This is a genomic window from Vallitalea maricola (genome assembly GCF_036985595.1).
GTDB classification, from domain to species: Bacteria; Bacillota; Clostridia; order Lachnospirales; family Vallitaleaceae; genus Vallitalea; species Vallitalea maricola.
Genome location: NZ_BTPU01000176.1, coordinates 1 through 369 on the forward strand (window position 1 = coordinate 1; position 369 = coordinate 369).

1 protein-coding gene is annotated in these 369 nt (G+C 43.9%); it reads right to left on the minus strand.

Going from position 1 to position 369, the window contains the following annotated elements:
* On the minus strand, positions 1-369 hold a 369-nt coding region (locus AACQ14_RS23780; RefSeq protein ID WP_339366021.1), incomplete at both ends, for a hypothetical protein.

The window sequence follows — 369 nt, forward strand, 5'->3', positions numbered from 1 at the left end:
CCTGCGCTTACTGCTGCTGTGGTTGTTCCTGTCAGGTTCCATGTTCCTGAGTCTTTTTTACTTGCTGTTATGATTGTCCCATTGTCACTTGTACATATATTTCCAAATTCATCTACCGCGTTTACCTTAGGCTGTTGTGCAAATTGCCCTCCATTGGCTGATGGTGCTGTTATGTCTTGATTTACTTTCATCCCATCTACTGCTGTGTGTACGGGCGTGATATTGAGGGTATTTGTTGCTGGGGTATTGATTCCTGATATGCTTAGCCCTATTGTTTGAACATCTGCTTTGTTGAGGATTAGGTCTGCTGTTCCTACCCCGTCAGTGAAGGTTACTGTTACATCTGTTGAACCGTCTGCTTCTAAGGTT